At 72.4% G+C, this 22,420-nt stretch carries 25 protein-coding genes; 12 read left to right on the top strand and 13 right to left on the bottom strand.

The genetic code is table 11. From position 1 onward, the window contains the following. Window positions 1-245: 245 nt before the first annotated feature. A protein-coding gene (locus ACFYYB_RS40575) for an IS5 family transposase (protein WP_389443466.1) occupies window positions 246-1,120 on the top strand; the annotation gives its coding sequence in 2 pieces (ribosomal slippage) (window positions 246-332 and window positions 335-1,120; 873 coding nt in all). Window positions 1,121-1,153: 33 nt separating this feature from the next. On the opposite strand, the gene ACFYYB_RS40570 is transcribed toward ACFYYB_RS40575, so the two are convergent. The 3 genes from ACFYYB_RS40570 to ACFYYB_RS40560 form a co-directional block, all read right to left on the bottom strand. Next, complete coding sequence (locus tag ACFYYB_RS40570; RefSeq protein ID WP_389443464.1) at window positions 1,154-1,309, bottom strand: hypothetical protein; 156 nt, start codon at window positions 1,307-1,309, stop codon at window positions 1,154-1,156. A gap of 157 nt (window positions 1,310-1,466) precedes the next feature. Then, window positions 1,467-1,910, bottom strand: a complete 444-nt coding sequence (locus ACFYYB_RS40565) for a hypothetical protein (protein ID WP_389443462.1) — start codon at window positions 1,908-1,910, stop codon at window positions 1,467-1,469. 95 nt (window positions 1,911-2,005) lie between these two features. Next, window positions 2,006-2,590, bottom strand: a complete 585-nt coding sequence (locus ACFYYB_RS40560; protein ID WP_389443460.1) for a hypothetical protein — start codon at window positions 2,588-2,590, stop codon at window positions 2,006-2,008. A 202-nt stretch (window positions 2,591-2,792) separates the two neighbouring features. On the opposite strand from ACFYYB_RS40560, the gene ACFYYB_RS40555 reads away from it, so the two are divergent. Beyond that, entirely contained in the window at window positions 2,793-3,329 is a 537-nt protein-coding gene (locus tag ACFYYB_RS40555) for a hypothetical protein (protein ID WP_389443458.1), read from the top strand. Window positions 3,330-3,482: 153 nt separating this feature from the next. After that, window positions 3,483-3,875: a YciI family protein gene (locus ACFYYB_RS40550; RefSeq protein ID WP_389443456.1), complete on the top strand. Its 393-nt coding sequence runs from the start codon at window positions 3,483-3,485 to the stop codon at window positions 3,873-3,875. Between the two features lie 23 nt (window positions 3,876-3,898). Here ACFYYB_RS40550 and ACFYYB_RS40545 read toward each other — a convergent pair whose 3' ends face one another. After that, window positions 3,899-4,873 carry an alpha/beta fold hydrolase gene (locus tag ACFYYB_RS40545; RefSeq protein ID WP_389443454.1) on the bottom strand — a complete coding sequence of 325 codons (975 nt, stop codon included), beginning with the start codon at window positions 4,871-4,873 and terminating at the stop codon, window positions 3,899-3,901. Window positions 4,874-4,949: 76 nt separating this feature from the next. Next, window positions 4,950-5,990 (bottom strand): VWA domain-containing protein, encoded by a 1,041-nt coding sequence (locus ACFYYB_RS40540; RefSeq protein WP_389443452.1) that lies wholly within the window; start codon window positions 5,988-5,990, stop codon window positions 4,950-4,952. Between the two features lie 256 nt (window positions 5,991-6,246). Here ACFYYB_RS40540 and ACFYYB_RS40535 point away from each other — a divergent pair, with 256 nt between their 5' ends. Beyond that, the gene (locus ACFYYB_RS40535) at window positions 6,247-6,492 is read left to right on the top strand and encodes a hypothetical protein (RefSeq protein WP_389443450.1); all 246 of its coding nucleotides are present in this window, start codon (window positions 6,247-6,249) and stop codon (window positions 6,490-6,492) included. 73 nt (window positions 6,493-6,565) lie between these two features. Here ACFYYB_RS40535 and ACFYYB_RS40530 read toward each other — a convergent pair whose 3' ends face one another. After that, entirely contained in the window at window positions 6,566-7,945 is a 1,380-nt protein-coding gene (locus ACFYYB_RS40530; RefSeq protein ID WP_389443448.1) for an MFS transporter, read from the bottom strand. A gap of 12 nt (window positions 7,946-7,957) precedes the next feature. Beyond that, entirely contained in the window at window positions 7,958-8,938 is a 981-nt protein-coding gene (locus tag ACFYYB_RS40525) for a hypothetical protein (protein WP_389443446.1), read from the bottom strand. Between the two features lie 216 nt (window positions 8,939-9,154). On the opposite strand from ACFYYB_RS40525, the gene ACFYYB_RS40520 reads away from it, so the two are divergent. Then, a complete protein-coding gene (locus ACFYYB_RS40520) occupies window positions 9,155-10,276 on the top strand; it encodes a hypothetical protein (protein WP_389443444.1) in 1,122 nt (373 codons plus the stop codon). A gap of 6 nt (window positions 10,277-10,282) precedes the next feature. On the opposite strand, the gene ACFYYB_RS40515 is transcribed toward ACFYYB_RS40520, so the two are convergent. Next, window positions 10,283-10,900 carry a GPP34 family phosphoprotein gene (locus ACFYYB_RS40515; RefSeq protein ID WP_389443442.1) on the bottom strand — a complete coding sequence of 206 codons (618 nt, stop codon included), beginning with the start codon at window positions 10,898-10,900 and terminating at the stop codon, window positions 10,283-10,285. Window positions 10,901-11,034: 134 nt separating this feature from the next. Continuing rightward, window positions 11,035-12,063 carry a saccharopine dehydrogenase family protein gene (locus ACFYYB_RS40510; RefSeq protein WP_389443440.1) on the bottom strand — a complete coding sequence of 343 codons (1,029 nt, stop codon included), beginning with the start codon at window positions 12,061-12,063 and terminating at the stop codon, window positions 11,035-11,037. Between the two features lie 144 nt (window positions 12,064-12,207). On the opposite strand from ACFYYB_RS40510, the gene ACFYYB_RS40505 reads away from it, so the two are divergent. Next, window positions 12,208-13,170, top strand: a complete 963-nt coding sequence (locus ACFYYB_RS40505) for a helix-turn-helix domain-containing protein (RefSeq protein ID WP_389443438.1) — start codon at window positions 12,208-12,210, stop codon at window positions 13,168-13,170. A gap of 97 nt (window positions 13,171-13,267) precedes the next feature. After that, window positions 13,268-14,905, top strand: coding sequence for a glycoside hydrolase family 13 protein (locus tag ACFYYB_RS40500; RefSeq protein ID WP_389443436.1), 1,638 nt, complete (start codon window positions 13,268-13,270; stop codon window positions 14,903-14,905). A gap of 52 nt (window positions 14,906-14,957) precedes the next feature. Here ACFYYB_RS40500 and ACFYYB_RS40495 read toward each other — a convergent pair whose 3' ends face one another. Both ACFYYB_RS40495 and ACFYYB_RS40490 read right to left on the bottom strand, forming a co-directional pair. Continuing rightward, on the bottom strand, window positions 14,958-16,319 hold the full coding sequence (locus ACFYYB_RS40495; RefSeq protein WP_389443434.1) for an MFS transporter: 1,362 nt from the start codon (window positions 16,317-16,319) through the stop codon (window positions 14,958-14,960). A gap of 273 nt (window positions 16,320-16,592) precedes the next feature. Further along, on the bottom strand, window positions 16,593-17,231 hold the full coding sequence (locus ACFYYB_RS40490) for a TetR/AcrR family transcriptional regulator (protein WP_389443432.1): 639 nt from the start codon (window positions 17,229-17,231) through the stop codon (window positions 16,593-16,595). Window positions 17,232-17,328: 97 nt separating this feature from the next. Here ACFYYB_RS40490 and ACFYYB_RS40485 point away from each other — a divergent pair, with 97 nt between their 5' ends. Further along, window positions 17,329-18,390 carry an oxygenase MpaB family protein gene (locus ACFYYB_RS40485; protein ID WP_389443430.1) on the top strand — a complete coding sequence of 354 codons (1,062 nt, stop codon included), beginning with the start codon at window positions 17,329-17,331 and terminating at the stop codon, window positions 18,388-18,390. A 78-nt stretch (window positions 18,391-18,468) separates the two neighbouring features. Here ACFYYB_RS40485 and ACFYYB_RS40480 read toward each other — a convergent pair whose 3' ends face one another. Then, complete coding sequence (locus ACFYYB_RS40480; protein ID WP_389443428.1) at window positions 18,469-19,008, bottom strand: EF-hand domain-containing protein; 540 nt, start codon at window positions 19,006-19,008, stop codon at window positions 18,469-18,471. Between the two features lie 82 nt (window positions 19,009-19,090). Beyond that, window positions 19,091-20,008: an NAD-dependent protein deacetylase gene (locus ACFYYB_RS40475; protein WP_389443426.1), complete on the bottom strand. Its 918-nt coding sequence runs from the start codon at window positions 20,006-20,008 to the stop codon at window positions 19,091-19,093. Window positions 20,009-20,106: 98 nt separating this feature from the next. Here ACFYYB_RS40475 and ACFYYB_RS40470 point away from each other — a divergent pair, with 98 nt between their 5' ends. The 4 genes from ACFYYB_RS40470 to ACFYYB_RS40455 all read left to right on the top strand — a co-directional run bounded on the left by ACFYYB_RS40470 (window position 20,107) and on the right by ACFYYB_RS40455 (window position 22,409). After that, entirely contained in the window at window positions 20,107-21,159 is a 1,053-nt protein-coding gene (locus ACFYYB_RS40470) for a redoxin domain-containing protein (protein ID WP_389443424.1), read from the top strand. Then, window positions 21,156-21,782, top strand: coding sequence for a TetR/AcrR family transcriptional regulator (locus tag ACFYYB_RS40465; protein ID WP_389443422.1), 627 nt, complete (start codon window positions 21,156-21,158; stop codon window positions 21,780-21,782). Before ACFYYB_RS40470 ends, ACFYYB_RS40465 begins: the two co-directional genes overlap by 4 nt. Before the next feature lie 64 nt (window positions 21,783-21,846). Continuing rightward, entirely contained in the window at window positions 21,847-22,152 is a 306-nt protein-coding gene (locus ACFYYB_RS40460; protein ID WP_389443420.1) for a DUF6247 family protein, read from the top strand. Next, window positions 22,149-22,409: a hypothetical protein gene (locus tag ACFYYB_RS40455; RefSeq protein ID WP_389443418.1), complete on the top strand. Its 261-nt coding sequence runs from the start codon at window positions 22,149-22,151 to the stop codon at window positions 22,407-22,409. The genes ACFYYB_RS40460 and ACFYYB_RS40455 overlap by 4 nt, the downstream gene beginning before the upstream one ends. Window positions 22,410-22,420: the final 11 nt, after the last annotated feature.

Here is a 22,420-nt window from a genome sequence, read left to right as displayed (position 1 = left end):
GGCGCGTGCCGAAAGCGGATTGAGCGGTCGCCGACTCGGCGCATCAGGGGCGGCGGTGGGCAAGGGCCCTCACCGGCCGCCCACGCGGAAGCCGACCGGCGGATCTTCCTGCGGGCCCGCAACGCGTGCCTGTCGGCGAACAGCTTCGCGCGGGCCGGTCGTTCGGGCCCGTCCCGGAGCGCATCCGCCGCACGCCCTAGGTCGTGTGTCGAAAGTGGATCTTGGGCTGTGGATGATCAAGGTCCATGGGTCGGGGAGATCTCACGGACGAGCAGTGGGCGGTGCTGGAGCCGTTGTTGCCGAGGGCACGAGGACGGGGCGGCCGCCGGTCTGGCCTCGGCGTCGGCTGATCGACGGCATACGGTTCCGGGTTCGGACCGGTGTGCCGTGGCGGGACGTGCCTGTCGAGTACGGGCCGTGGGGCCGGGTCTATGACCTGTTCCGCCGGTGGCAGCGGAACGGAACCTGGCACCGGATCCTCACCCGGCTCCAGTCCCTGGCCGACGCGGAAGGTGCGATCACGTGGGACCAGAGCGTCGACTCCACCGTGTGCCGCGCTCATCAGCATGCGGGCGGGGCCCGCAAGCAGGGCGACCTGCAGAAGGAGCCGCCGGGTGGCGTGTTTGCCGAGCCTGGTGATCACGGGCTTGGGCGCTCGCGCGGCGGGTTCACCACCAAGCTGCACCTGGCCGTCGAGCAGGGGCAGAAGCCCATGCCGATCGTGGTCACGGCAGGACAGCGCGGCGTCTCGCCGCAGTTCGAACCCGTGCTGGCGAAGGTCCGCGTGCCCCGCATCGGGCCGGGCCGGCCACGCGTCCGCCCCAATCGGGTGCGGGCCGACAAGGCGTACGCCTCCCGGACGAACCGCGCCTACCTGCGTCACCGCGGGATTCGCTGCACCATCCCGGACAAGGCTGACCAGGCGCGTAACCGGCAGAAGCTCGGCTCCTGCGGCGGCCGGCCGCCACATTTCGACCCGGTCGACTACCGCCAGCGCCATGCGGTCGAGTGCGGGATCAATCGCCTCAAGAGACATCGCGCTGTCGCCACCCGGTACGACAAGCTCGCCGTCCGGTACGAGGCGACCGTGCTGGTCGCGGCGCTTAACGAGTGGCTGTGAAAGGCGCCCTACTGGGACCATGCGTCGGTGAACTCAGGACTCCCGGCCGGATGGACGTTTGAGCGCGTGCGCGCTCTTTCCGGAGACCCAAGCGCCGTCCCGCTCTCCCTCGATCGGCTCGTAGTCGTCGAGGTGGCCGGTCAGGGCGACTACGAGCCGCTCCGGCCGGATGTGATTCTTGCGTTCCACGAGTTGTGCCTCGTGAGGGACGACGGTGAGTGGTTCATGGGGCAGCTTGACGATGACGGCTCGGTGATCTGCTGGGCCTCCTATGGATCCGACCTGGTCGAGGCCATCCGCAGTCTTTGAACAAACCCTGCATCCTCAGCCACTTTCGTAACAGGCCCTAGGAGCGGGCGTCCCATCGGTGGAGCAGGGACCCGTCCGCGCCGAACACGTCCATCAGGTAGCCCTCGGAGGTGGAGAGCTGCTCGGACCGGGTGAGGTAGGAGAGGACGGAGTCCCGCTGCTTCTCGAAGAGCGCGTTGTCCGAATCGGTGTGCGTGGTCCGGAGGATCAGGCGCGGGGCCTCGTCGGGACCCGCCTCCTGCTGGATGGCGTACACGCTCTCGTCGCCGCCCGCCCGGTGATACCGGTCGGCCAGTGCCAGGGCGGCCGACGGTGCGGCCGTACTCGTCACCGTCGCGACCGGCGCGGCGGCTTTCTCCCGCTCCGTGCAGGCCGTCAGGAGCAGCGCGCAGCCGATGATCAGGGAGAGGCCGGCGAGCCGTCCGGCAGGCACCCGGGGGACGGCGCGGTCGTCAACGGGCGGGGTCGTTCGGGTCCGCATCCGCATGATGCTCCTCAACTCGCGGATCATGAAGTCGTCTTGGCTGCATCCTCACACGGCGGGGCCACGAGGGGCCGGGCTTCCGGTCCCGCGGATCAGTGGAGTACGGCGGCGCGCAGACCGGCGAAGTCGGTGTGAACCGGGTCCAGGCTGAGCAAGGAGGAGAGGCTCAGGGTGCGTTGGCCGGGCCTGTGCTCGTCGAGGACGGAGGTCGGGAGGACGTAGAAGGACCACTGGGCGAGGTCCAGGGGGTCCAGGGTCTTCTTGTCCTGGTGTTTGAGGAGGCAGAAGACGTACACGTCCGCGCGGCGCAGGCGGGCCGGGTCGATCGCCCCGGTGACCGTGTCCCAGCCTTCCGCGGGAGCGATGGAGAAGGTGATGGCGGACAGCCTGGCCTGGTCCCACTCCTGGAGGTAGGCGGACGACTTGACCTCGACCTTGGGGCCGCCGGGCACCCGGATGTCCACCGAGTCCCAGTCCACCCGAGGGCCCTCGCCGGCCACCCCGAGCGCGAGCGCGACGATGTACTCGGCGAGCGCTCCGCGGAGCGTGTTGCCGACGAGTCCCGAATAGGCCCACGACCAGAAGCCGAGCAGGTTGCCGTGGGCGGAGCCGTCCAGGTGGAGGGGTTCTTCCCCCGTGCGGCGGCGCGGCAGTATCGCGCCGAGTTCTGCGGTCATGGGCACATTCTCCGGCCCTGGGTCCGGTCGGGTGGACGCGGGTGGGCGCGTGAACTCGGAGCGGGCTTCGGAGCGGTGAGGGCCCGACGGGCATCGCACCTGGGCGTGACGGAAGGCCAAGCGGGGGGTCGCGGACGCTCGGGCCGTCTAGTGTGCCGAGCAAGGGCGAGCCGTCCATCGTGGCGACCTGTGGAGGAATCCTGTGGCATCGCAGTACGACCCCGAGCACGCTCCCGCGGGTGATGTGGGCGCGGCGCTGTTGATGATCGATTCTCGGCTCAAGGGCATTCACGACGGAAGGACCGGGACGGACCCCGAACAACAGGCGCTGATCGAGCAGTACGCCTCTTCGCTCGGTCCCAGGGAAGCCGACGAACTGCTGGACGGGGCGTGCACGCTCATCTACATGTTCATGATCTGGCTGCGCAAGGCCCACGAGGAGCACGGCAAGGACGTCATCGAGTACGTCGTTCCGAACATCGTGGCCACGCTGCGCATGATGACCAGGAGCGTGCGCCCCGAGGCCATCCCCACCATGGCGGGCCTCGTCATCGCCGCGGGCACCGGCCTGAGCCCCAATCTGTGGCGCAAGCAGTACGGCGAGTGGACCGAGGCGGAGATGAACCCGCTGGAGGCCACGGCCTTCCTCCTCGCGGAGTACATCAACCGCATGACGGACGACCCCGACTTCGCCACCCGTCTGATCACCGATGCCCTGGCCGGGGCCGAAGGGGAGTGACGCACCCGGCCCCGCCCCTCGGAAGAGGTGCCCCGGGGGCGAGCACCGCATTTCCGTGATCTGGTGCGGGGAGGCCGATGAGTTTCGCGGCGACCGGCTGTCTACCCCTGTGAGAGACCGGAACCCCGGCAGCCGCCCCGGAAGGTGAAGAACATGAAGTACATGATCCAGATGAACGTGCCCGCCGCCGAGTGGGACGCCATCATGTCGTCGTACTCCCAGGACGACATGAAGGCCATGTTCGCCCACATGAACGCCCTCAACGAGGACATCACCGCCGCCGGTGAATGGGTGGACGGACAGGGGCTCGGTGGCCCCTCGCTGGCCAAGACGGTACGCGCCGGAAGCGACGGGAAGCCACAGGTGACCGACGGGCCGGCCTACGCGGGAACCGTCCTGGCCGGGTACTGGCTGGTCGACGTCAAGAGCGAGGACCGGGCCCTGGAGATCGCCGCCCGCGCCTCGGCCTGTCCCGGCCCGGGAGGGAAGCCCGGCGGCGACCCGATCGAGGTGCACCCGATCCCCGGAGACCCGACCCAGGCCTGAGCCGGGTGCCCTCGACCACGTCGCTACGGCGAGGTGGAGGGCGAGGGCGAGGCCGAGGGCGAGGTGGAGGGCGAGGCCGTCCCCGGCGGGGTCGAGGCCCGGTCCGCGACGAGGCGGACCGCCGCGATCGTGAGGTCCGGGTCGTGGATCTGGACGTAGTGGTCGCTCCCGGTCGCCAGCAGGTGAGGTGTCTGCGGCCGCAGGCCCACCAGGGCCTGCTGTGCCTTGGGCCAGGCCTTCTCCAGCTTCGCCACCAGATCCCCGGACATCGTGGGCGGTACGGCGAAGGGCTCGGTCTTGCTCAGTACCGCGACGGGAACCGGGGGCAGCGCTCCGCCTCGGTCGAGGGCGGTGACCCCGCCCTCGATGTCCACCTGCTCGAAATCCGGATCGGCGTCGAAGGGCGTACCGGGATGCCGCAGCGCTTCCACGTACGCCGCCCAGTCCGCACCCATCGCGGGCTTCAGCGCCGGCCCCAGCGCGTCGACCAGGACGAGCCCGCGCGTTTGCTCCGGGTGCACCTGCGCGTAGCGCAGCGCGAGCATCCCGCCGAAGGAGTGCCCCACCAGCAGGTACGGACCCGGCACGTGCCCGGCCGTCAGTACCCGGTCCAGGTCCTGGACCATGGCGGCCAGGGCCCGGGTACCCCGTACGGGCGTGCTGCGGTCCGTCAGCTCGGGTGGCTCCGTGTAGCGGATGGTCCCCGGCCGGTCGTAGGCGCACACCCGGGTGAACGCCGCGACTCCCGGCAGTACGGCCGGGGCCTTCGGCACGGGTGGTGCGGTGTCGGTCAGGGACCACGGGTCGGAGGCCTCGTGCAGCCCGGCGAGGAGCACCACGGTCGGACTTCCGGAGCCCGAGCAGCGCAGGTAGAGGCTCCGCCCGCCGCCGATGTCCAACGGCTGCCCGGTGTCATCACCGCCGGGCGGCGGCGCGGCGGCCGCCAGCAGTACGGCGGCCACCGCGGCCACCGCGGCCCCTGGCACACGCCAACGCATACCCCCAGGCTCCCTCGCTCCCCTTCGGCCCGCCATCCGGGCCCGGTGCGAGGCAGCGAGGCGGGGACGCGAGGCGTCAGACCATCAGCAGCAGCCGGGTGTTCGATACGAGCTTCCGGTTCACGCTGGTGCTCTGCACGAAGATCGTGAACTCGTCGTTGTGGTCCGGCTTGACCCGCGCCTCCACGGCGGGCAGGCCGAGCAGGGCACGGGCCTGCGGCCCCGTGTACACCCGGTCCGTCTTCTTCTCCAGCACCGCGATCTGCTTCTTCGCCTGGATCTTCTCCGCCTTGCTGAGCTGGTAGAACGCGCCACCGGTCTTGTAGGTGTGCCCGGATTCGACGACCCACTCCCGGATGGCGGCGTCGCGTGCCACCGGGATCAGCTGGTACTCGGAGGGATCCGCCGGCGTGAGACCGGCCGCCTCGATGGTGTCCTTGTTGACCACCTCCGCGCCCGTGGAGAAGACCGCCCGCGATCCCCGGATCCCCTTGGCGCGGCCCACCATGAACTTCTCGGTGGCCTCCTTGATGACCTGCCCGGCCTCCTCCAGACCCTGCGTGCTCGTGGCGTCCCAGATGGCGATGTTCTCCTTGGGGAAGCCGCACTGCATGGCCTCCCGCTTGCCCATCTGATCCGGCACGAGAACGGCCAGCGTCCAGTTGTCCTCCTGCTTCTCGATCATCTCGGCCACGGCCTTCACCAGTGCGCGCGGATCCTTCGAGGGGGCGTCCGGGGAGCGGTGGCTGGCGTTCTCCTGGCCGTCGGTCAGCACGAACGTCAGGAAGCTGTGGTCGCCGTACAGCTGGGCGGTCTGCGCCAGCTCGCGCTGCGACTTCAGCGAGGCCGCCAGCAGCGCGGTCATGCCGCCGGTCCGGTACAGCTGCTTCAGCGACGGCATCCGCAGCACGTCCTTGTCGTAGACGACGCACTCCACCTTGTCCGCGAAGACGTACACGGTGACGCGGGTCTCCTGGTCCAGCTCACCCGAACGGCGGGCCAGGTACGCGATCTGCTGGTCGGCCACATCGACGACCTTGCGGCTCAGGTGCGACATGGACGAACTGGCGTCCAACACAAGAGCGACGTGGTTGATGTAGTTCTGGTTTCCGGACATGGAAGCTCCCCCTCGTTTCCGACTGGATGCTCCTACCGTCTCACCCACCACTGACAATCGATCATGGCTCCGAGCCAGGACGAGGGGCCGCGCCCAGACCCGAACGGGGCCGCGCGACGCGTCATGTGACGTGTCGAAACGTTACGCCAGTGGCGTTCGAGTGAACGGTCGTTCCTGTCGGCCCCGCCGGGCGTTGAATCGGCTGACGCGTCCGTCCATGGGAGCGTCGCCAGATCCTGAGTCCTTAGGGGAACCAATGCGTATTCGCTCCGCCGTCACCGCTTCCGTCCTCGCCGCCGGCATCCTGCTCGGCGGCGCCGGCGCGGCCCTGGCCAACGACGGTGTCGACATCGACTACTTCTCGGGCGGCCACAAGGCCTTCTCGTCCAACTGCTCCTCCGCCGCCGCCGTCCCGGCGCCGTTCGGTCCCGCCTACACCTCCTCCTGCGCCAAGGAAGGCGAGGGCGAGTGGGTCAAGGGCGGCCACCTCGGCGCCAACTAGGACCGTCCGGCCCCGGCCGGCGCGCGGGGGCGGCAGGACGGCGACGTCCACCGCCCCCGCGGTGTCGGCATCGTCAGCGCTGCCCGCCCCGCGCCGCGAGCCGGTGGCGTACGGCCAGGATGAGCACCGCCGTGGCGAGCACGGCCGCACCGCCCAGCCGCAGGATCGCGTCGTAGGCCTCCTCCGGCGACCGCTGCGGTGTCATCGCGGAGATCCCCGCCGCCGCCCCGGCCAGCGCGATCGCGCCGCCGGTGACCAGGAACGTCAGCAGGACCCCCGAAGCCTCCCCGGCCCTGGCCGGAGGGACGAGCTGCTGGGTCGCCACGCTCGCGTAGGTCCAGCCCAGCCCCAGGCCCAGCCCGCACCACGCGAACACCGGTACGTACAGCCACCAGGCGGTGACCTGGGTCAGCGCGTACATCCCCGTGCCCGCGCCGATCCCGGCCAGCGCCATCACCGTCGTCGGCCGCAGGCGCCGCCCCAGCCGCGCCCCCAGCGGCCCGCTGAGCGCCACCAGCAGGGCCGGAGCGAGGAAGACCGTGCCGGCCATGAGCGGTGAGAGCCCCCGTACGCCCTGGAGGTAGAGGGTGGCGAGGAAGACGGTGACCCCGTAGGCCATGTTCGTGACCGTGCCCATCCCGGTGACCAGGACGTACGGGATGTCGCGGAACAGCCCCAGATCGACCAGCGGGTGCCGGGCCAGCCGCTCGCGCACCAGGAACAGCCCGCCGCACACCACCGCCACCGCGAACCCGGCGAGGACGCGGGCGCTGCTCCAGCCCCAGGCGTCGCCCCGTTCCACGGTCAGGGTGACGGCGGCCAGGGCGCCGATGACCAGGGCGCAGCCGAGCACATCGAGCTCGCGCGGCGCCGACGTGTCGCGGGAGTCCGGGACGTACACGAGAGCGGTGAGGAGCGAGAGCAGGCTCAGCGGCGCCATCATCCAGAAGATCCAGCGCCAGCCGGGCCCCTCGGTGAACCCGCCGCCCACGAAGGGCCCGATCGCGGTCCCGATGTTGGCGACGCCGAACACGGCGCCCAAGGCCCTGCCGCGGGACTCCTCGGGAAAGGTGTTGGTGATGACCGACACGGCCACCGGGAAGACGAACGCCGCACCCACCCCCTGGGCGATCCGGGCCGCGACCAGCGTCCCGAGGCCGGGAGCCAGCGCGCACCCCACGGTCCCGGCGGTGAACAGGGCGGTTCCGGCCAGCAGCGCCGCCCGCCGGCCGAACACGTCGCCCACCCGGCCGCCGATGATGAAGAAGCACCCGATGGCGAGCATGTACGCGGACAAGGTCCACTGCGCGGCCGACACCGTGACGCCGAGCTCCGCGGCGATGCCGGGAACGGCCAGGTTGAGCGCGAAGAAGTCGAGCTGGACGCAGAACAGGGCGACGGCGACCGCGATGAACGCTCCCTTCCGTGCCGCCGCGGACGCTTCTGCGGGCATGAGGGGGTCCTCTCAGCGGGGTGCCACGGCTCCGGAGTCCGGGGACCGCTGGAGTCCGGACGCGTCGACGGCCTCGAAGTCCGAACCCTTGAACCCCTTCAGCGCGTTGAGCTGCGCGTTGTCCCAGCCGGGGTTCTCCTCGCCGGTGAGGTACCAGGCCGACCCGTTGTCGGCGACGATGGCCCCGTACTTCTTGAGGGCCTCGGCGACGGCCAGGGCCTGGGGTCCCAGGGCCGAGGTGTCCACCGAGCTCTTGAGCCGCAGCCGCAGCCCCATGGGCGGCAGCGACGGGTCCGCGGCGGCACCCGCCTGGTGCCGGGCCGGCCACACGTAGCTCTGGTCCGTGCGGGGCACGGTCATCCGGATCGCGTGGTCGACCTGACCGCCCGAGGCCTCCTCGTAGCGCACCAGCCCGGGCAGGATGGCGAGGCCGGCGGCGTCGGCCGACGTCCAGTCGGCGGGCCGCAGCGCGTTGCTCCGCAGGTCGAAGACCGCGCCCGAGCCGGCGTGCCAGGCGTTGTCGCCCTGCTGCGTCGCGTTCCAGAGTTCGTAGGACTTGCACAGGGCGCGGTCCCAGACGACGACGTGGCGGTCCCCGGTGCTCGCCGGACCGTTCTCGATCGCGGCGTCCCGCGGGATCCGGTACCCGGACGCGTCGCTCTCCTCGGCGATGTCCAGCGAGACCGCCGATTCCGGCACCGTCGTGTCCGAGACGGTGATGGGAATGCCGAAGGGCTCGCCCTCGACGAGCCCCGCCCCGAAGTCCGGGTGCAGGGGCTCGGCGGCCCCGATCGAGGAGACGTAGCGGTCCGAGTCCGGGTGGACGGGAAGCGCGTCCACGGGAGCGTGCCAGAAGCTGTCCGGCGGGGCGGTCCGGCAGGAACCGTCCTGCGGGCCGGCGGCGACCAGGCACGCGGCGGCGACGGCGCAGACCACGGCGACCACGGGCATCCGCCGCCTGGAACCGAGTGCGGGGGCGGGATTCGCTGCCATGACCTCACCTCTCAGCGATCCCTTCCAGCGTAGGCACGTTCCCGTCCCGGCGCTCCGCACCCGGCGGCCCGGGCGGCGCGCGGCGCGCTCTTGGCGCCCCACGAGTGCTCCCGGTCGCCCGTTGTGGCTGAGGAAACGTTCCGCGTTCCATGAGATGTGCGGGTCGACCGCGCACCACCCATGCCGCGGGATACCACCGTCACCGGGAGCAGACCGATGCCAGGAACGCGGACGCAGGACGCCGACCACGCCGACCACGCCGACGGCCGTGGCGGACGCGCCCCGACGGAACGCCCGACCGTCCCGAAGGCCCGGGAGGGCGGCCCCGCCCACCCGGGCGCGGACGGCTCCGACTTCGACGCACGCGCCGCGGAGTTCATGAGCCGGTTCGGCCTGGGCGGCGGGCCGGAGCGACGGGCGCGGATGAGCGCGGGGCTGAACCGGATCGCGGTGCGGATCGCCCCGTACGCCGATCCGTTCGCGGCCCAGTTGCTCAGCGACCTCGCCGCGTGGGTGTTCGCCTTCGACGACCTCTGCGACGAAGAGCTCCCGAACCTCACCTCCACGCAGATGCTCACGATGGTGGCCCGCCTCCAGCGGACGATCGAAGCCCCCGAAGTCCCCCTCGGCGACGACCCCTTCGCCCTGGCCCTGCGCGACATCCGGCTCCGCGTGGACACGATGGCCACCCCGGTACAGACCAGGCGGTGGGTCGACGCGATGCGCGGCTACTTCCTCGCCGAGGCCCGGATCGGCCCGGACGGGGCGCCTCCGGGAGGCCCGGAGGAGGTGAGCGACTACCTGCTCACCCGCATGCACTCCGGCGCCGCCCTGGCCGTACCCGTGCTGCTGGACGCGGCCGGTTCCGCACTGCCCGCACCGCTGTGGGAGGACCGGCGGATCCGTGCGCTGACCGAGATGGCGGCGGGGATCGTCGTGGTCGACAGCGATATCCACTCCTTCGCCAAGGAGAGCAGGCGCGGCAGTCGCAGCGGCAACCTGATCACCCTCCCCGGGCAGGGGGTGCGAGCCGCGTACGAGCTCCGGGACGCGATCGCGCGCCGGTTCCTGCACCTGGGCCGGCAGACCGCGCGGGCCCCGGCAGACCCGAGGATCCAGCGGTATCTGGACGTGCTCGCCCAGTACGTCGGCGGCGCGCGGGACTGGTGTGGTGAGACCTCCCGCTACCACCCCGGGCCACCGGACGCCGGCCGGCACCGGCCCCGGCCGACCGGAACCGCCCACGGCCCCGCGGACGACGCCCCCGCCGCACCCCCGCCGATCGCATCGATCGCCTGGTGGTGGACCGTCGGCGTCGCCCCGCCGGCGTCGCCCTGAGCGGGGTCATCCGCCGGGGCCGCGCCAGATGTTGTCGAAGGCCGCGTTCTCGATGGCCCGGCGTTGCCGTACGCCCGCCAGCTCCGCCACCGCGTCGTTGACGGCGGCCAGTACCGTCGCGACGGCGTCGTCGGCCACGTCCGGAGCGTCCGCGTCCCGGTCGTCGCCGCCCCCGAGCGCTTCCGCCAGGAGCACGAGCACGGGGTCCTCCGACTTCCACCGCTCCTCGGCCCGCCGGCGGGCCGCTGAATCGGCCGGAGCCAGCTCACCGGCCCGGAAGGAGAACCCGCGGCGGCGCTGCCGTACGAGCTGCCCCTCCTCCTCGAGGACGGCTTGATAGCCCGCGGACAGGCCCAGCCCCCTGCGCCACAGCCAGTCGGTGACGGACTCGTAGGGGGCCTCCCGTACGAGCGACTCCGCCGCCGCGTCCAACAGGGGATCACCCAGCGGCGCCGGCTCGCCCGGCTCCGGCACGATGTGATCGCCGTCGAGCCCGACGGCCCCTGCCGCGAGGAGGTCGACGATCTCGGCCCCCGCCAGCGCGAGCGACAGCTCGCCCTGTTCGACGCTCCGACCGGACTCCGCGTCCATGGTGATGATCAGCAAGTCCCGCGGTGTGGTCATCAAGGGATCCTCTCGTCCGCGCAGGCAGGGCGCCGTCCCATTATCGATCAGCGGGGTCACCCGGGGACGGGCCCGACCCCGGCCGTTCGAAAGTCGTCACATTCGCGCCGAGGCCGGAAGTGCGGAGGCGAGCACTACGGGAGCAGCTCCAGGGTGATGTGCGGGGACAGGGCGCGCAGGAAGTCCGGTGCGTCGAAGATCTCGCCCGCGGAGGCCACGCCGACCGTACGGGTGCGGCCGGTCAGGACGCGCTCCAGGGCCTCCACGACGAGGGGGGCCGTGACGGCGTAGATGTCCTGACCGCGGGCCACGGCGCGGCGTTCGGCGCCGCCCGAGCGGACGACCGCGTCGACGAGGAAGGTCTGGTCGGACCGTCCGCTGTCGTCGGCCGCGGACGGAGCCGGCGTGCCGGGGGCCGCGATGTCACGGACCGCCTCGACGGTCATGTAGGTGGTCACGTCCGGGATCGACAGATGGCTGGGCACGGTCACCACGTCGGCCATCGTGAACTCCCCGATCACCTGCCGGGCACCCATCGGCTCGGGGAACCGCCACTCGACGGTGGGCGCGGCGTCGGTGCGGTACTCCCACTGCCCGCCGGTGTACCGCATGCGCCGCTCACCGCGCCGCTCCCGCGAGACCGCGCCCGAAAGCCGCGTCCCCGCGGTGGGGTGCCAGCTGCTCAGGGCGTACGCGATGTGTGCCTCGTCGGCCTCGGTCCAGTCGCCCATGGCCGCGGTGGCCAGCAGGTCGCCCAGGCCGCCGAAGAAGGCCATCGCCGGGACGATCACCGCGCCGGCGTCCCGCGCCCGGTCGGCGAAGTGCGCGAAGGTGTCGATGTTGGCCTCCAGCTCGGCGGCCACGTCCAGGTAGGGGATCCGGGCCCGCAGGGCCGCCTCGATCACGGGGCCCGTCGTCGAGGCGAAGGGCCCGGCGGCGTTGATCACAGCGGCCGTGCCGGCCAGCGCGCGGTCCAGCGCCTCGGGGTCGCCCACCGTCGCCGGCCGGGCCTCCAGACCGGTCTCGTGCGCCAGCGCCTTCAGCTTCTCCTCGTCGCGGCCCGACAGCACCGGCACGAACCCGCGCTCCACCAGTTCCGCCACCACGAACCGCCCGGTGTGCCCGTACGCGCCGAACACAGCCACCGTCTGACCTGATCCCATGGTCCCGCTCCCCGTCAATCGCCCGTACCCGGATGACCCGCCGCGGCCCCTCCGGGGGCCCGCCGCGCTCTGTCATGAACATCCTGTCGCGAACATCATCCGCTCACCACTGTCCGGAACGACACGACCCGTACACTTCCGGACATGCCCCACGTCGCACTGGCCGTCACCGACGGCATGCTGCACTTCGAGTTGTCCCTGGCCTGCGAGGTCTTCGGATCCGACCTGACCCACCTCGTGGACCCGTGGTACGAGTTCTCGCTCTGCGGACCGGACGCCGTACGGATCGACCGCTTCCGCTTGGAACCCGACCACGGCCTCGACCACCTCGCGCGGGCGGACACCGTGATCGTCCCCGGCTGGGCCGACGTCGACCGGGACCCGCCGGCCGAGCTCATCGACGCGGTACGCGCGGCTCACCGGGCCGGCGCGCGCGTGGCCTCCCTGTGTACGGGCGCCTTCGTGCTGGCCGCCGCCGGCCTGCTGGACGGCAAGCGCGCCACCACCCACTGGGCGCACACCGAGGAACTGGCCAGGCGTCATCCCCTCGTCACCGTGGACCCCGACGTCCTCTACGTGGACAACGGCAGCGTGCTGACCTCCGCCGGCAAGGCCGCCGCCATGGACCTGTGCCTGCACCTGGTGCGCCTCGACCACGGCTCCGCCGTCGCCAACAAGATCGCCCGCCGGCTGGTCGTCCCGCCGCACCGCGACGGCGGCCAGTCCCAGTTCGTCACCACCCCCGTGCCCGCCCCCGGCAACCATCCGCTCGCGGACCTCTTCCCCTGGGCGCTGGAACGCCTCGACGAACCGCTCACCGTGGAAGACCTGGCGCGTCGGGCCCGGATGAGCTCACGCCACCTGGGCCGCCACTTCAAGTCGGTGACCGGCACCACCCCGTTGCAGTGGCTGCTCACCCAGCGCATCCGCCACGCCCAGGAGTTGCTGGAGACCACCGACGACACCGTCGACACGATCGCGGCGGCCACCGGCATGGGGACCGGCACCACCCTGCGCCGGCACTTCGCCCGGACGGTGGGCGTGCCGCCGGACACCTACCGCCGTACCTTCCGTTCCCGGACCGCCCCGGACCGTACGACGGCGTGAGCGAATCTCCGTACGTTTCCGATCGCATCGATCGATTCGATCAAAAGATTCAGACGCACCGTTGACGACGGCGAAGGGCCCTCCCTAGATTCGCCGCATGGCGACTCCCGAGGCCTTCACCACGGCCACCGCATCCCGTTCCGCTTCACCTTCCGCCTGGTGGCGCAGTGCCGCGATCTACCAGATCTACCCGCGCAGTTTCGCGGACGGCGACGGCGACGGGATCGGCGACCTCGCCGGGATCCGTGCGCGCCTCCCGTACCTGCGCCGACTCGGCGTGGACGCGGTGTGGATCAGCCCCTGGTACCCGTCACCCATGGCCGACGGCGGCTACGACATCGCCGACTACCGGGACATCGACCCGGTGTTCGGCACCTTGGCCGATGCGGAGGCGCTGGTGTCCGAGGCGCACGACGCGGGCATCAGGGTGATCGTCGACATCGTCCCCAACCACTGCTCGGACCAGCACCCCTGGTTCCGCGCGGCCCTCGAGGCCGGCCCCGGCTCGCCCGAGCGGGCGCGCTTCTGGTTCCGACCCGGTCGCGGCGAACACGGCGAACTGCCGCCCAACAACTGGCAGTCCGTCTTCGGAGGCGCCGGCTGGCGGCGGGTGACCGAGGCCGACGGCGCGCCCGGCGAGTGGTACCTGCACCGGTTCGCCCCCGAACAGCCCGACTTCAACTGGGAGAACCCGGAGGTCCACGCGGAGTTCGAGTCGATCCTGCGCTTCTGGCTCGACCGGGGCGTCGACGGCTTCCGTATCGACGTCGCCGACAACCTCGTCAAGGACCCGGCGCTGCCCGACCACGAGAGCGGACCCACCCCCTGGGCCGACCAGGACGGCGTCCACGAGATCTACCGGGCCTGGCACAAGGTCCTCGACGCCTACGACCACGACCCGGTCTTCGTGGGCGAGGTGTGGACCTCCGACCCCGAACGCTTCGCCCGGTACCTGCGCCCGGACGAACTGCACACGGCCTTCAACTTCCCCTTCCTCCAGAGCCCCTGGGACGCCACGGCGCTGCGCACGGTCATCGACTCCACCCTCGCCGAGCACGCTCCGGTCGGCGCCACCGCCACCTGGGTCCTGTCGAACCACGACACCACCCGCCACGTCACCCGCTACGGACGCGCCGACACCTCCTACGCCCTCGACGGCCGTCGCGTCCACGGCGTCACCGCCGACCTCGGCCTCGGGCGCCGTCGGGCCGCGGCCGCGGCCCTGCTGACGATGGCCCTGCCCGGCTGCGTGTACGTCTACCAGGGCGACGAGCTGGGCCTCGACGAGGTCGAGGACATCGCGCCGGAGCTCCGACAGGACCCGACGTTCTTCCAGACCGGCGGCGAGGACCTCGGCCGGGACGGCTGCCGGGTCCCCCTCCCGTGGGGGGACGAGGCGCCGGACGCGAGGTCCTGGCTGCCCCGGCCGGCCGCGTGGGACGCCCTGAGCGTGCGCGAGCAGAGCGCGGACCCGGACTCGATGCTCGGCCTCTACCGCCGGGCCCTGGCCCTGCGGTCCGCCCGGACGGCCCTGCGCGAAGGGGAGTTCGCCTGGCTGCCCGCCCCGGCGGGCGTGCTCGCCTTCGCCCGCACCGCGGGAGGGTCCTCCGTACGCTGCCTGGTGAACCTCTCGGGAACGCCGCTCGTGCTGCCGGACCACACCGAGGTCCTGGTCGCCGGCGGCCCCATGGAGAACGGCACCCTGCCCCCGGACACCGCGGTCTGGCTGCGCTGAAGCAGCCGCGGCGCGGGCGGGCCGTGCCGTTGCGGGGACGGCGGGCCGGGGCTCAAGGGCCCGCGTTCCGCCGCCCGCCCGTACGGGCCCTGCGCGGCAGGGTGGCGACGGCCAGCGGCAGGGTGACGGCCAGGACGCAGCAGGCGACCGCGAAGGCCGCCGAGGTGGCGGCGACGGTGATGACGCCCGCCCGGTCGGCGGCGTCCGCGTTGGCGGCCAGTGCGGCGGCCCCCGCCGCCGCCAGCCCGACCGCGCCGCCCAGTTGCCGGATGCTCTGGCGCAGGACGGAGGCGTCGGGCCGCTTGTCCGGGGGAACCGCGCGCATGAGTTCGGCGCTCAGGGCGGGGACCGGGAGCCCCATCCCGACTCCCGCGAGGAGCATCCCGGGGACCTGCCAGAGGTACTCGCGCGACGGTAGGACGGCCGTCCAGGCCACCGCGCCGACGGTGGCCGCCGTCAGACCGAGCAGGACGGGCACCCGGAGGGAGCGGTAGCGGTCCAGCAGGTACCCGGAGAGGAAGGTTCCCGCCGCCGAGGCGGCGACCAGGGGGAGCAGGGAGATGCCGGTGGCGAGGAGCGAGAGGCGCAGGGCCTGGCGCAGGTAGACCGTGCCGTGCACCAGCAGGATCAGCTGGGGTGCCTGCACCAGGAAGGTGAGCGCCACGGCCGCGGCGTACGGGCGGATGCCCAGCAGTCGCAGGTCGAGGAGGGGGTGGCGGGACCTCAGGATGAGCCGCACCGCCAGGAGCACCGCCCCGGCGCCGGTCGCGAGCGCCGTGAGCGCCCTGGCGTCGGTGAAGCCCCAGACCCCGCACTGGTACAGCCCGAGGACGAGCACGACGAGGGAGAGGATCACCACGAGCGGCTGGAGTACGGACAGGGCGCCGCCCTGCGCCCGGTTGCTCAGCCGCGCCCGGGCCATCATCCACAGGCACGCCGCGCCGACGGGCAGGTTGACGAGGAAGACGGAGCGCCAGCCCAGGAGCTGGGTGAGGACGGCGCCCACGATCGGGCCGAGGACGAGGAAGAGCTGGGCCAGACCGGCGTAGACGGCCAGGGCCCTGCCCCGGTCCCGTTCCTCGTACACGTCCGCGATCACGGACGTGGCGACCGGCATCATCAGCGCGCCGCCGACGCCTTGTACGGCCCGCACCGTGACCAGGTACGGCTCGGCGGCGCCGCCCGAGGGGGCCAGCGCGCAGAGCCCCGAGGCGGCGGCGAAGAGCGCGGCGCCGGCGCGGAAGGTGGTCAGCCGGCCGATCCGGCGCGCCAGCATGCCCCCGACCGGCACGAACGCCGCCAGCGCGAGGATGTAGACGAGCACCACGCCGTGCATCATGAAGGTGGTCAGCCCGAGGCTGTGGGCCATCGGATCGAGGGCCACCGCGATGACGGTCTGGTCCAGACCGACCATCCCCGCCGCGCACCCCACGGCCGCGATGACATAGCGCCTGCGGGTCGGAGGCGGGCTTGCGGGCGAGGGCCGCGGTTGCGGAGTCGACTCCTGCTCCCGACGTCGGCCACCCCCGCGCAGGGGGTGGGGCGGGCTGCGGGCCTGGTCCCGGGGGCGGTCGGGCGGATCGCGCCGCCAGGTTCCGGCGCCCGGCCAGTATGGGCGGTGACGGCTGGTCAGGCGCGGACCGGCGGGTCTGGCGCGGCGCGGCGGACCGGAGGGCGGCGGCGGGTCTCAGGACCAGATGCCGCCGAGCAGCAGCCGCAGCTGGCCGGCGAGCCGGGTGGCGTCGAACGCGTCGGCGGAGGTGAGCGCGAGGCGCGCGAAGTGCTCCGCCGAGGCGACCAGCGCGTGCGCGAGGATCTCTGGGTCCGGCGCCGGCCCTCGGGTGTCCGGCGCGGACGCGATCCAGGAGGCGACCCGGCGCCGGAACCGCTCGCGGTCCGCTTCGACGCGCGCGCGGACGGCCGGGGGAGTGCCCGCCGTGGTCAGCAGGATCAGGCGCCAGGTGTCCGGGTCCTCCCGCAGCATGGCGGCCATCCGGTGCACCGCCTCGCAGGCGAACTCGACCGGGTCGGGGGTGCGGCGGGCGTCGGGAACGGATCCGAGCAGGCGGGTGAACGCGAGCTCCTGCTGCCGGTCGAGGAGGGTGAGCAGCAGGTCGTCCAGGTCCTCGAAGGCCCCGTAGACCACCGAGCGGGCGACCTGCGCCCGCTTGGCGATCGCGTCGATCGATACCCGGCCGTACCCGTCGCTCACGATCACGGCGAGGGCGGCGTCGAGCAGTTGCTCGCGGCGTTCGGCGATCGGGACGCGCGGAGCGTAGGGACGCCGCCTGCGCGGCCTGTCGCTGGAAGAGGTCGGTGTCGACACCTTGGCATCTTACGACAGTCGTGTCTTAATTTAAGACAGTCCTGTCTTATTGGGGGAGCGGTACGCACCCGCTGCCAGGAACACGAGGAGCGTCCCGATGGCCCGACTGCACGGCAAAGAAGTCGAACCGCACGCGGACTACGGGTTCTTCGGTCCCGGCTCGGTGGTCTGGAAGGTGTGGAGCTACCCGACGGCGCCCACGGTCGGCTTCCAGCGCTCCGTGGTCGTCGAGGAGCTCGACCCGCCGCTGGTGGCCGCGGTCCACGGCACCCAGGGCATCTACGACCGCACCCGCACCCGCTACGACCGCACCCTGCGCTACTTCGCCATGGTGGCCTTCGCCGGCTCGGACCAGGTGTGCAAGGCGGCCGACGTCCTGGTCAAGGTCCACTCGAAGGCCATCGGCCACCTGCCCTACGGCGAGGGCACCTACGACGCCAACGACCCGGCCTCGCAGCTGTGGATACAGCTCACCGGCTGGCACTCGATCCTCTACGCCTACGAGAAGTACGGGCCCGGCAAGCTCACCGCGGAAGAGGAGAAGGAGTACTGGGAGTCCTGCGCCCTCGCCGCGGAGTTCCAGACCTGCTCGCCCGACGACGTCCCGCGCGACCGCGCGGGAATCCGGGCGTACTTCGAGAGCATGCGCCCGCGGCTGGAGGCCAGCCCGATCGCCCGGCAGGCCATGAACCACCTCCTGAACACCGACCTCGTCCTCCCGCCGACCCAGTGGTGGATGAAGCCGGCGCGGACGGTGGTGGCGAGGACGCACCGGATCGCCACCATCGCCACCATGCCCCGCTGGATGCGGGAGATGGCGCAGATCCGCCAGTCGCGCGTCCTGGACGTGCTCGTGGTCCCGGTGATGAAGGCGTCCTTCGCGCTCGCCCACCTCAGCCCGCGCGTCGAACTGTTCCTGCTGGGGATGCTCTCCCCCTCCACGGTCACGGTGGTCGCGCCCGTCAAGCTGGGCGTCCCGCCCCGCGTCGAGGAGGTCCTCACCCCCGAGCAGGCCCGTACCCGATACGGCTACGCGAAGCCCGCCGAGGCGCACGCCGAGTTCAGGGCGCGCCAGGGGGTACGGGTCTTCGGCGACGGAAAGCCCCCGAGCGAGCAGGGACTCATCGAATCCCAGGAGGTGCTCGGCCCGCTGGCCTGACGCGGCGGGATCCGAAAGGGACGACCTGGGCCGTCTCCTCCGGATCTTGCCGGGCCCGCAGGACCCGAAAGAGACGACCTAGTGCGCGAACCGGCCGCAGAGCCAGTTGCCCGGTTCCGCCGGGTCGTCGCTCATCCAGAACTGCCGCCACAGCAGGGCGAATTCCTCGCGGCTGAGGTGCCCGTCCCCGTTCAGGTCGAGCAGTTCGAAGACGCCCGTCATGTCCACGGGCTGCCCGTTCCAGGTCTCGACGAGCCGGTGGTGTTCCTCCGGCGAGATGCGGCCGTCGCCGTTGGAGTCCACGGCGGCGAACACGGTGTCGGCGGTCGCGGTGACCTCCGCGACCATCGCGGGCAGCCTGTCGACGAGGGAGAGCAGCTCGCCCATGTCGACCGCGCCGTCCCCGTTCGCGTCGCCCGCTTCGAGCAGCGCCGCCCACCAGCCCATCAGCAGCGCCTCGACGCGTGCGCGCAGCTCCGTCCCGGGGCCCACTCCCGGGAGCCGGCTCCAGCGGTCGACGAGCGCCGCGAAGTCCTGCTCGCGCAGATAGCCGTCACCGTCCGCGTCGAACGCCGCGAACATCCCCCTGAGCTTCTGCTCCTGAAACGCGCTGGCCATGAAGGGCCTCCCTCGTAGCGGACAGCGCGTAACTCTAGGCGCGGGCGCGCCCCCGCCTCCACGGGCACATGTGGGCGAGGGGTCACCCCTCAGTGGTGCCCGGCCCGCTCGTCCGCTCGTCGAGGGGGACGCCCAGCCCGTCGGCGAGGGCGGTGAGGGTCGTTCCCAGGGGGAGGGCGATCCGCACGGCGGCGTCGCGGTCGCCGCGGGTCGGGTCCCGGTTGACGATCAGTACGGGCTTCCCCGCCCGGGCCGCCTGGCGGACGAACCGGAGCCCGGACATCACCGTCAGCGAAGATCCCAGGACCAGCAGTGAGGTCGCCGCGTCGACCAGTTCCCGGCAGTGCCCGACGCGCCGCGGCGGGACGTTCTCGCCGAAGAACACCACGTCCGGCTTGAGGATGCCCCCGCAGATCGCGCAGGGCACCGGGCGGAAGTCCACGACCTGGGCGTCGGTGAGGTCGGCGTCACCGTCCGGGTTCAGCGCGGCGGGCGTCGGAGCGAAGCCCGCGTTCGCCTCTTCCAGCCGCCGGGCGAGCTCCCGGCGCGGGCTGAGGTCCCCACAGGAGAGGCAGACGACCCGGCCCAGGCTTCCGTGGAGTTCCACCACCCCCTCGCTGCCCGCGGCCTGGTGCAGGCCGTCCACGTTCTGGGTGATCACGCCTGCGAGCATCCCGGACCGCGCGAACGCCGCGACGGCCCGGTGCCCGGCATTGGGCGCGGCGCGCCCGAACGTGCGCCAGCCGAGGTGGCTGCGCGCCCAGTAGCGCCGCCGGGCCGGTTCGCCGCCGGTGAACTCCTGGTAGGTCATGGGCGTGTGCCGGCGCAGGCTGCCCCGCTCGCCCCGGTAGTCGGGGATGCCCGACTCCGTGGACATCCCGGCCCCGCTGAGCACCAGCACCCCGCCGGCCCGCAGCGCGTCGGCGACCGGGCCCGGGTCCGTGGTGGCGGGCGGCAGGTCCGCGGTCGGGGTCCAGCTCAAGGTGGGGCGCGTACGCATGCCGCCAGCGTACCGATGTCCCCACCCCTTGCCAGGCCCTCGATAACGTTGTTATTTTTACAGCACGCAGTTTTCGTACGAGCGCATCGGGGGTTGTCATGAACGGCACGCACGTCACGATCCTGGACGGCGGCAGGGAAACCGTCGTGGCCGCGCACGAGGGCCCGGCGGGCCGCGTCCTCCTGACCGCGGAGGACGCCGAACGGGCTCTCGGCTGGGTCCGCAAACCGCACGGCTGGTGCCGGGGCGACCTCTGCGTGCCGTCCTCGGCCGCCGCCCGGGCCGAACACGAGGGGCTGCTCGACCCGGTGGCGTTCGCCGGGATCCTCGACCGTCCGGTCGCGACCGACACCGGAGTGATCGCCCTCGGAGTCTCCGCGCAAGAACGCTCCCAGGCCCTGGCCGGTGCCACCGCCCCCGATTTCACCCTCCCCGACGCCGACGGCGTGCCGCACTCGCTGAGCGATCTGCGCGGCCGCAAGGTCGCCCTGGTCTTCTGGGGCTCGTGGTGCGGCTGCCGCTACGACCTCCCCGAGTGGGAGCGCCGCCACGCCGCACTCGCCGAGCACGGCTTCAGCGTTCTCAGCGTCGCGGTGGACCGCCGCGTCGCCGACGCCGCGCCGTGGATCGCCGAGGCCGCCGTCACCCACCCCGCGCTCATCGACACCGACGGCGTCGTGGCCGACCTCTACGACGTCCTGAACGTCCCGACCGTCCTGTGGATCGACGAGAAGGGCAAGGTCGCCCGCCCCAACGACACGCAGTTCGCGACGGACCTGTTCCGCGAACTGTCGGGTCTGGACTCGGGCGCGGCGCTGGCCGCACTGGACCGTTGGGTCCTCACCGGCGACAGCGGCCTCTCCGAGGAGGACGTCACCCGCCACACCCGCCGCGCCACGGCGACCCAGCAGTCGGCCCGTACCGAAGCGGCCCTGGCCCTCTGGCTCCACCGGGCCGGCCGAACGGCGGACGCCGAACGGCACTTCGCACGGGCCGAGCACCTCGCCCCCGAGGACCTGACGATCTGGCGCGGAACCATGCCGCTGCGCGGCACGGACCCCATGGGCGACGAGTACTTCGCCAAGCGCACCGCCCTCACCGAAGCGGGCATCCCGATCTACCGCCCGCTCGGCGACTGGCAGCGGGCATGAGCGGCGGCCTCTTCGCCCGCGCCCAGCTCGAAGGCCAGGAGGCGCTGCGCGCGGCCCTCCTCGACCTGGCCGCGCAACTCCTCGCCGCGGAAGGCCCGGCCGCCCTGACCATGCGCCGCATCGCCACCGCCGCCGGCTGCTCGACCACGGTCCTCTACCGCCACTTCGGCGCGAAGGACGGCATCGCCGCGGCCCTGTACCAGGAAGGCTTCGACCGGCTGCGCCGCGGCCTGGAGGCCGTCCCGCCGTCCGCGGACCCGCCCGCGCACCTCGCCGACCTGGGCCGGGCCTACCGCGAGAACGCCCTCACCGAACGCAACCTCTACCAGGTGATGTTCGCCGGCCTCATCCCCGGTTTCACCCCCACCCCCGAGGCCCGCGCGGTCGCCGCCGCCAGCCTGGAAGTCCTCCGCGAAGCCGTACGCGCCTGCGCGGAGAGCGGAGTCTTCCGGCCGGACGTGGACGTGGAGGAGGTCACGGACGTCATCTGGGCCGCCGCCCACGGCTCGATCACCCTGGAACTCGCGGGACACTTCCCGGCCCGGACCGCGGAGCGCCGCTACCGGACCCTCACCAGGGCCGCGGTGACGGCGTTCCTGGTGCCGGTGAACGGCTCGCCGTGAGCAGCCGTCACGCGCACTGCCGCGCGCGTACCGTGGGGGTACGACCCGCCGGGAGGACCAGCCGATGAGCGCGCAGCCCGACCACGCCACCGTCACGCCGTACGCCCCCGCGCCGGGAGCCCCGGCCGAACTCCTCGACCGGTTGCGCGACGACCGGCGTGCCCCGCAGTGGGTACCGGCCTTCGAGCGGGAGTGGACCGCCGCGTTGGAGGAGTCCCGCCGCACGTTCTCCCTGGCCGCGCTGTACGACACCCTCCAGGTCTGGCAGGCCCGCCTCGCCTCCGCCCCCGCGGTCGACGCGTTCGTCGCCTCCGGCCACGACGACGCCGCCTTCGTGGAGGCGACCGAGCTGCGGAGCAGGCGCCGGTGACCGGACAGCCGTACGCGATCCGCTTCTCCGGGCCGGCCGCCAAGGTTCTCGACACCCTCCCCGAGCACGCCGAGGACGTGGTCTGGGACATCCTGGACGCCGCCGCGGCCGATCCCTGGGGATTCCCGCAGTGGGACCCCGACGACCCCGAGGGGCGGGACGTACGCCTGGCCTCCGTCGGCCGGACCTCGCTCACCTACTGGATCAACCGGCCCCTGCACCGCCTGTCCGTGCTGAACGTCCTGTGGCTGGGCTGAGGGCTCTGAGG

Source organism: Streptomyces sp. NPDC002886 (genome assembly GCF_042888445.1).
Classification (GTDB): Bacteria; Actinomycetota; Actinomycetes; order Streptomycetales; family Streptomycetaceae; genus Streptomyces.
The sequence above is the reverse complement of the archived record's forward strand: the minus strand, read 5'-3'. Positions and strand labels throughout refer to the sequence as shown.